Raw genomic sequence first — 7,697 nt, forward strand, 5'->3', positions numbered from 1 at the left:
GCCGGCTGCGGAGGACGGCTGTCGCGTCGCTGGAAGCGTGGGTCGGGGGCGGAGGCGCTGGGGGCCAGGGGCCTTTGAGGGCGAGTGCGTGGGCGAGGATGGTGAGGACGGCCAGGACCAGGGCGAGCACGGTGCAGGTGGCCCGCCAACTCAGGTGGTCGGCGCGGGCCGCGGTGGTCGGAGCGAAGACGGTGGAGGCGAGACCGCCGGCGAGGGTGACGATCGTCAGAGCGCGCACGTGGTCGGGGGCCCACCAGCGGGTTAGGGCGGCGAAGGCGGGCTGGTAGAAGGTCGTGGCCATCTCTGAGGCTGCACAGTTCGCCGAGATCCACTTCGCCCCGCACGACTTCCGCAGACGGTTCGCCACCGACCTGGTCAACAACGGCCTGCCCATCCACATCGGCGCGGCCCTGCTCGGCCACCTCGACATCCAGACCACCCGCGGCTATGTGGCCGTCTTCGACGAGGACGTCATCGCCCACTACACCGAATTCCTCGACCGTCGCCGGGCCAAGCGGCCCCCGACGGAGTACCGCCGGCCGACCAACGAGGAGTGGAGTGACTTCCAGGAGCACTTCGACAAGCGCAAGGTCGAACTCGGCTCCTGCGGACGCCCTTACGGCACGCCCTGCGCGCATGAGCACGCCTGCATTCGCTGCCCGATGCTGTCGATCAACCCCAAGATGCTGCCCCGGCTCGACGAGCTGGAGGCCGACCTACCGGCCCGCCGCCAACGCGCGATCGACGAAGGCTGGCGCGGTGAAGTCGAAGGACTCGACCTCACTCTGAGTTTCCTGCGCAGCAAACGCGCCCAGGCCCACCGAGCCGCCGCCGCAGCCAGCGTGGACCTGGGCATGCCCACACGGTCCCGACACCGCTCCGGCCACGGCGCATGACCTCCGCGGCCCTGCTGCATGCGGTCACGTCGGCCGTGTATCGGCCCCGGCTCGGAACACCCCGTCCGTTTAACTAAAGTGAGAGCGGTGACGAACCGTTTGCCTCACTCCCTGCGCTCCGATGCCCGGGAGGTACCGAGCTGTCGGCACCGCGGGGCACGACCCTGCGCCTGCACCGGGTCCTGCGCCCCGCTCCGGAGAACACCCGTCTCCTGCCCCCGCGGGCGACCGGCCATGTCGCCGGCTGCTGGAATCTGCCGGACGACACCCGTGCACGAGGACTGTTGGTCACCCTGCACACGGGCCCGCGTACCTGGGCGGCAGCCTGACGCGGCACCACCGGCCGGTGTCAGGCCTCCTGGACCGCAGGGGGTCGGACGTCGGCCGAGTCCAGGGACAGCGCGGTCTTGGCCATGGCGGCGAACTCGTCGACGAGGATCTCCGTGCGACCAGCCTCCACCTCGTCGAGCACGGTCCGTACGGCGGCGGCCGGATCGTTCTTGGGCAGCTCCATGCCCGCCATCATGTCGGTGTCCGTCGGGCCCAGAACGACACCGCTGACCAGGGTGTTCTGGCCGGCGAGTTCGAGCCGGACGCAGTTGGTCAGGCTCCAGGCCGCGGCCTTGGCCGTGTTGTACGCGCCAGCGTGCTCACGGCCGACCCAGGACGCCACCGACAGCATGTTCACGAGCGCGCCGCCACCGCCCGCCCGCAGGACCAGTGCGAAGGCACGCACCATGTTCAGCAGGCCGAAATAGTTGGTCCTCATTTCCAGCCGGATCCTGTCTAGGTCGCCGATGACCAGATCCGTGAAGGTCGCGATGCCCGCGTTGTTGACCAGCAGGGTCACAGGGAAGGCCCGCCCCGCCTAACGCCGCGACATCGCCCACGGCTACGTGCTGCCACAAGCCGCCTGACCAGCGCGGCAGATCCCGACGACCCTCTATCACTCGGGCACGTTCACGCCTCAAGCGACAGCTCTCGTCGATCAGCTGCCGTCCGCGCCAGCTCTGCGGCGCACTCCGTCGCAGCATCAAGCCGCTCACGCAACGATCCCCACCGGGCCCCCACGCGGTACCGGACAGGCAGCGCGCAGCGCGTCCAGTTTCTCCGCGTCGGTCGTCTCGGCCGCCGCCGTGTACGTGACGATCCTGAGGTCGGTGCCGGCGGCCAGCAGGACATCGAGGTCGAGCGCGATGTCTCCCATTTGGGGATGCTCGACGGTCTTGCGGTCGCCGACATGGGTGCGGGCGCTGCCGTTGAACCACAGGCGGGCGAAGCGCGGGTTGCTGCGCAGCAGGCGGTCGACGAAGGCCGCCAGTCGCGCGTCCTCGGGATGGGCGGCCGCTGTCACGCGCAGGTCGGCGACGAGGTCCTCCTCCTCGACCTCATCGCCCTCCCATGACCGAACGGGCCAGCCCGCGATCGGTTCCCGCCCTCGTGCGACCCTCGACCGGAACATCCCGTCGACGAGATTGCGCGCCTCCCAACCGTACGTGCGGGGATCGCCGACCGTGGCGGACCACATCGCGTTCCAGCCGATGAGCGTCCAGTCGGCCGCGAAGACCGCGGTGGGGTTCCCTCCCAACCGGCTCACCAGCCGCTGCACCCGCACGGGCACGTGACGGGAGACGTTCCCGGCGGAGGGCGGCGCGAGGTTGGCGCAGCGAAACAGGTGGTCACGCTCGGACGTGTCGAGGCGCAGTGCTCTGGCCAGCGCGGTGACCACCTGGGCCGAGGGGTGCCGAGCCCGGCCCTGTTCCAGCCGGACCACGTAGTCGACCGACAAGCCCGCCAGCCGGGCGAGTTCCTCCCGGCGCAGTCCGGGGATACGCCGGTCCCCGTCCGCCTCCAGCCCGGTGTCCCGCGGTGACACACGCTCACGCCAGCCCCGCAGCGCGACGCCGAAGTGGTTCGTCGTTGCCATACAGCTCATCGTCGTCCAGATGTCCTGGACCGCAGGGTGCTTCCGCTGCCGTACAACGGAGTCTTTACTCGACGGTTCCTCGTGCCCGCCTGTGGTGGGTCACGACGTCGCCCCGGCCCGCAGGGCCTCACCGGACGGGTCGGTGGTGGCGCCGGTGGACCAGTGCGCGCGGGTGAACGCGGCGGCGGCGTCGAGTGCGGCATCGGCTTCGTCGAGCATCGGGGCGAACGCCTGGAAGACGTGAGGCACTTGGGGCCAGACCTGCAGCTCCACGTGGACGTCGTGCTCGGCGGCGCGGGCTGTCAGCCGTGCGGCGTCGTCCAGCAGGATCTCGTGCGAGCCGACCTGGATGAGCAGGGGCGCCAGGCCGGTCAGGTCGGCGAAGACGGGGCTGGCCCGGGGCGCGGTGACAGCGGTGTCGCGCAGGTAGTCGCGGGCGCGTGTGCGCAGGCCTTCGGGGGTCAGCGCGGGATCGACGGCCGCTTTGCCGACCGCGCTGTCGCCGGACACGCTCAGGTCGGCCCACGGGGAGAAGACCGCGGCCGACGAGGGCTGGGGCAATCCCGCGTCCTTGGCGGCGAGCAGGGTCGCGACGGCGAGACCGCCGCCCGCCGATTCACCGACGAAAGCGATCGTGGAGCTGGGGATGCCATCGTCCAGCAGGGCGCGGTAGACGTCCAGGGCGTCGTCGACGGCGGCGGGGAAGGGGTGTTCGGGAGCCAGCCGGTAGTCGACACAGACGGCGCGTGCGGCGGTGCGGCGGGCGACATCGCCGGCCAGCCCCGCTGCGTCGGCCGCCGAACCAATGGCGTAGGCGCCGCCGTGCAGGTACAGCACGACGGTCGCCGGGTCGTTGTCCGGAGTCGCCACGGTGACGACGGGTACACCGCCCAACTCGCCTTCCTTGGTGGAGACGTCGGGGGGCAGCGGTATGGACCTCATCATGCCGTGGAAGACGGCACGCGCTTCGGCGACATCGCCTCCGAGGTCGAGCGGTCCGTGCCGCAGGAGTTCGTCGAGGGCCTGGCGCTGTTGCCGGGACATGGTGGTGCCTTTCGTCGTTCCGATGGGAGCGGTAGGGGGACCGCTGTGGACCCGCCGACGGTCAGCGCGGCGGCCCGACGATGATCTGGCCGTACATGTCGGCCGCTTCGGCCATGAGGTCCCGTGAGATCTCGAAGCCTTCGGGGCGCGGGGTCGACAGGTCCCGTCCGGCGTGGCGGAACATGCCTTCGATACCGGCGGGGGTGGCGATCATCAGCAGGTCGGCGGTGTCGGAGGTGATCCGGTAGCCGTGGGGGACGTTGCGGGGAAGGAACACGATGCCTCCCTCCGACAGTTCCATCTCCTGGTCGTCGCACCACAGGAGCGCACTGCCCTTGATCAGCATGAAGACCTCGTCCTCACGGGTGTGCGTGTGGTACGGCGGTGCCTCCCCCTTGCTGACGGAGAACCGTCCGACGGTCAACTGGCCAGCGGTGGCCGCACTGTCCAAAAGGACGGCGAACTGCCCGCCGTCCAGCCATTCGAGCTTCTGCTGCTCCTCGGGTTGTGCGAGGTAGGCCATGGTCATGACGGTGTCCGTTCTGCGCGATCGGAGCCGGCTTTCGAGGCGAACACGAGATGCGCGGCGAAAGCGCGGGAGCCATCGCCGCACGTCAAGCGCTGAACGTCAGATGCCCACGGTCGACGATCCCGCCGCGTCCCCCGCTGATCCGATCATCCCGTCGGCAGTACACCGGCCGCCAGCCGCACGGGTAGGAACGGCAGTACCACTCCCCCGTCCCGGCCGCTGCGCCACCGGCTCTCAGAAGCTGTGTCACAGCCTCTTTCCGCAGGTCACCGTGTAATTGGATGGGTGGGTCCGTTATTTCGATGAAGGTCACCCCGTAGTTGTTGTCCACCTTCAGGGGTTCGCCGGGACGACTTCACTGCCGTCGCGTCGGATCAACTTGGCCACACCCCCACCATTCACCTGATCGTGAAGCAGGGGGAAGGGAAAGGGTGGCTAGGGCTGGCTAGGGCGGCGTTCAGCGGCCCCACCTCGGGTCTTGCGGTGCCAGGGTGGATGTGATCGTGGGCCGGCCCGCGTTACTCCAGATTGTCGAGTTTCTCGTAGAAGGACAGGAGGCCGTCTGCGAGCCTGTTGGGGGCTTCCATCGCCGCGTAGTGGCCGATCCCGTCGAGGGAGAGGGCGCTGACGTCCTCGGCGACCTGGCGCAGGGTCGCCGGGGTGAACTCTCCCGATCTGCCGCCGACGGCGAGCACGGGCGTGGTGAGTTTCCGGGATGCCAGTTGGCGGATTTCGTCGCCTTCGCGGAGCATCGATCGATACAGCCCGGCCGCACCGTTGAACGCGGCGGGTCGTGCGTAGGAGCGGACGAGTTCGTCGATGTCGTCGTCGGTGAACGCGTCAGGGGCCACGCAGAGTGACGGGATCGCGTACTGCGCGAGGAATGCCCGTTCTCGGCCGGCGAGCAGCATTTCGGGGATGCCCGGGGCGGCGAGCACGCCGATGTGCCAGGCACCGCCGTGGGCGACGTCCGCGAGCCTTTCGACACCGAACCCGGGCAGCCCGGTCTCGATCGCTGCATAGCTTCGCACGAGGTCGGGGCGTGTGGCGGTGACGCGGAACGTGGTGGGACCGCTGATGTCCTGGCCCGTGAGGTGGACGGGGCCCGCGTCGAGCCGCGCGATCAGTTCGCTCAGGTCCTGGGCCGCGGTCACACTGTCGTGCGCTGTGGTCGCGGTGGCGGAGTCGCCGAAGCCGCGAAGGTCGGGGGCGAATACGCGGTGGTGCTCGCTGAGTAGGGGGATCAGCTTGCGGAAGACCCACCAGGTCTCGGGGAAGCCGTGGACCAGCATGACGGGAGAGCCGACGGTCCCGGCCGATATGTAGTGCAGTTCGGTCCCGTTCACGCTGACCTGGTGGTGTTCGACGCCCGGGATGGTGGCGCCGCCGGTCATGGGGTCCATCGTTCTCCTGGGTTCGATCGACAACATAGTTGTCAATCTACGGGTCGACAACGTGATTGTCGACCTTCACTTCTCGTATGCTTCGTCGCATGGCACGTTCACCGGGCGCTGAACTCGCGCTGCTGCTTCTCGGCGGCTTCCAGTCGATGGTGGACGACGTGCACGGCGAACTGGCGCACCGCGGGCACCCGGGCGTGCGCGCATCGCATGAGTTCGCCCTGCGCGCCATCGACGAGGGAGCGGACACGGCCTCGGCGCTCGGCCGTCGGCTCTCGGTCTCCAAACAGGGCGCCGCCAGGACGATCGCCGCACTGGAGAGGCTCGGATACGTCGAACGGGAGCCCGACCCGAGCGACGGCCGCCTCAAACGGCTCCAGGTCACCGACCGCGGCCACGACATGATGACGCTCGGCGCCTCGCTCTTCGACGAGGTGCGCGAACGCTGGGCGGCGCATATGGGGCCCGAGCAACTCGAGGCTCTTGAAGCACACCTGGCCCGGCTTGTCGCGAGCCGGCCGTCGAGCGTCGAAGCCGCGGCACGGCTCAATGAAGATCTCGGCGAGGTCACCTGAGGACGGCCTCGCAGCCGTCATCACGTCCCCACTTCCACCGTCCAAGTGGTCCCAGCTCAAATCGCCCTACGATGCCACTTCGCGGGGGTCTGTGTAGCGAACGGTGGACGCTCGAAGCCACCGACCAGCCCCGCGCCCTGGCCACCTTCCTCGCCTCCATGGCGCACACCCCCGTCGACACCACCACGTAGCAGCCGCCACCTCGGAGCGCCGCGACGCCACCCTGCGGGCGCGGCGCTCCTCTGTTTTCGACAAGGAGCCACAGCGGGCCCTGCGAGCGGAGGGCCTTGCCGCCCAGCTAAGAAGCTGTTGCTCTATCGATCTTGGTGGGTGTGAGTTCGAGATCGTCGACTCGGTCGGGTGATCTTCTGGTTGGCCGAGCATGAAAGCGGGGCCTCCCGCACAGCTCGAGGGTGTCGAATCCAACCGAGCAACAGGAGGCCCCTGGTGCTGCAGTCTTCCGTGCCGGCGTCGATGTCGTCCAACGCGGTTGCCCTGGAGTGTGATTGCCTCGCTCACCGGTTCGGGAACGCCGGGGACCGGCCGTACAGGCGACCGAAGTATCCGTCGGACATGAGCGACGCGGAGTGGGCCGTCGTACGCGAGGCGATGCCGGTTCCCGGCTGGCTGGAGGGCCGCGGCGGGCAACCGGAGAGCTATTGCCACCGGCAGATGGTCGACGCGGTGCGCTACCTGGTCGCGGGCGGCATCACCTGGCGGGCGATGCCTGTGGACTTCCCCGCGTGGGACCGCGTCTACGCTTTCTTCCGGCGCTGGCGGGACAAGGGTCTGACCGCCGAGTTCCACGACCGTCTGCGCGACCGGGTCCGCATGGCTGCGGGCCGGGATGCGGAGCCGACGGCCGGCATCATCGACGCGCAGTCGGTGAAGGCAGCCGCGTCGGTGCCCGCCTCGAGCCGGGGCTTCGACGGAGGGAAGAAGGTCAACGGCCGCAAGCGGCACCTTGTGGTGGACTGCCTCGGCCTGGTCCTGGCCATCGCGGTGACCACGGCGAGCGTGCAGGACCGCGACGCCACCGTCCCGCTGCTCGAGCGGCTGCGCAGCATGTACTTCTCCATCCCCCTGGTGTGGGCGGACGGCGCCTATGCCGGAAGCCTGGTCGACTGGGCCCGCGAGAAGCTCCGCGCGTCACCTCTGGACCGGTTGGTCGCTTTCACCGGCCGCAACCCCGCTTGGGCGCCCCCCGTTCAGCTGCGCTGATGAGCGCCTGCGGCGGCGTCCTCGCTTGACGGACCGGCGGGGGGGGGGGGGGGGGGCCGCCCCCCCCCCCGGGCCGGCGCCCCGCGGATTGCGCCACCCCGCAAC

8 protein-coding genes and 1 pseudogene are annotated in these 7,697 nt (G+C 69.6%); 3 read left to right on the top strand and 6 right to left on the bottom strand.

Features of this window, described 5'->3' with window-relative positions; translation table 11 throughout:
* Positions 1–337, bottom strand: a pseudogene (locus ACWCQ1_RS51220) (MFS transporter); the annotation flags it as partial.
* Here ACWCQ1_RS51220 and ACWCQ1_RS51225 point away from each other — a divergent pair.
* Positions 294–896 carry a site-specific integrase gene (locus ACWCQ1_RS51225; RefSeq protein WP_451030027.1) on the top strand — a complete coding sequence of 201 codons (603 nt, stop codon included), beginning with the start codon at positions 294–296 and terminating at the stop codon, positions 894–896. The pseudogene ACWCQ1_RS51220 and the gene ACWCQ1_RS51225 sit on opposite strands and share 44 nt — an antisense overlap.
* Positions 897–1,245: 349 nt before the next feature.
* Here the strand turns inward: ACWCQ1_RS51225 and ACWCQ1_RS51230 are convergent, their stop codons facing one another.
* The 5 genes from ACWCQ1_RS51230 to ACWCQ1_RS51250 form a co-directional block, all read right to left on the bottom strand.
* A complete protein-coding gene (locus ACWCQ1_RS51230) occupies positions 1,246–1,746 on the bottom strand; it encodes an SDR family NAD(P)-dependent oxidoreductase (RefSeq protein ID WP_451030028.1) in 501 nt (166 codons plus the stop codon).
* Positions 1,747–1,938: 192 nt separating this feature from the next.
* Positions 1,939–2,823: a helix-turn-helix transcriptional regulator gene (locus tag ACWCQ1_RS51235; protein WP_451030029.1), complete on the bottom strand. Its 885-nt coding sequence runs from the start codon at positions 2,821–2,823 to the stop codon at positions 1,939–1,941.
* A gap of 99 nt (positions 2,824–2,922) precedes the next feature.
* Positions 2,923–3,867, bottom strand: a complete 945-nt coding sequence (locus ACWCQ1_RS51240; RefSeq protein WP_451030030.1) for an alpha/beta hydrolase — start codon at positions 3,865–3,867, stop codon at positions 2,923–2,925.
* 61 nt (positions 3,868–3,928) lie between these two features.
* Positions 3,929–4,390, bottom strand: coding sequence for a cupin domain-containing protein (locus ACWCQ1_RS51245; RefSeq protein WP_256122976.1), 462 nt, complete (start codon positions 4,388–4,390; stop codon positions 3,929–3,931).
* 524 nt (positions 4,391–4,914) lie between these two features.
* A complete protein-coding gene (locus ACWCQ1_RS51250; protein WP_399360591.1) occupies positions 4,915–5,799 on the bottom strand; it encodes an alpha/beta fold hydrolase in 885 nt (294 codons plus the stop codon).
* An 89-nt stretch (positions 5,800–5,888) separates the two neighbouring features.
* Between ACWCQ1_RS51250 and ACWCQ1_RS51255 the strand changes: the two genes are divergently transcribed.
* Both ACWCQ1_RS51255 and ACWCQ1_RS51260 read left to right on the top strand, forming a co-directional pair.
* Positions 5,889–6,371, top strand: a complete 483-nt coding sequence (locus ACWCQ1_RS51255) for a MarR family winged helix-turn-helix transcriptional regulator (RefSeq protein WP_266395508.1) — start codon at positions 5,889–5,891, stop codon at positions 6,369–6,371.
* A gap of 573 nt (positions 6,372–6,944) precedes the next feature.
* Positions 6,945–7,592, top strand: coding sequence for an IS5 family transposase (locus tag ACWCQ1_RS51260; protein ID WP_451030031.1), 648 nt, complete (start codon positions 6,945–6,947; stop codon positions 7,590–7,592).
* The last annotated feature ends 105 nt before the right edge of the window (positions 7,593–7,697 follow it).

Source organism: Streptomyces sp. NPDC002144, assembly GCF_053593695.1.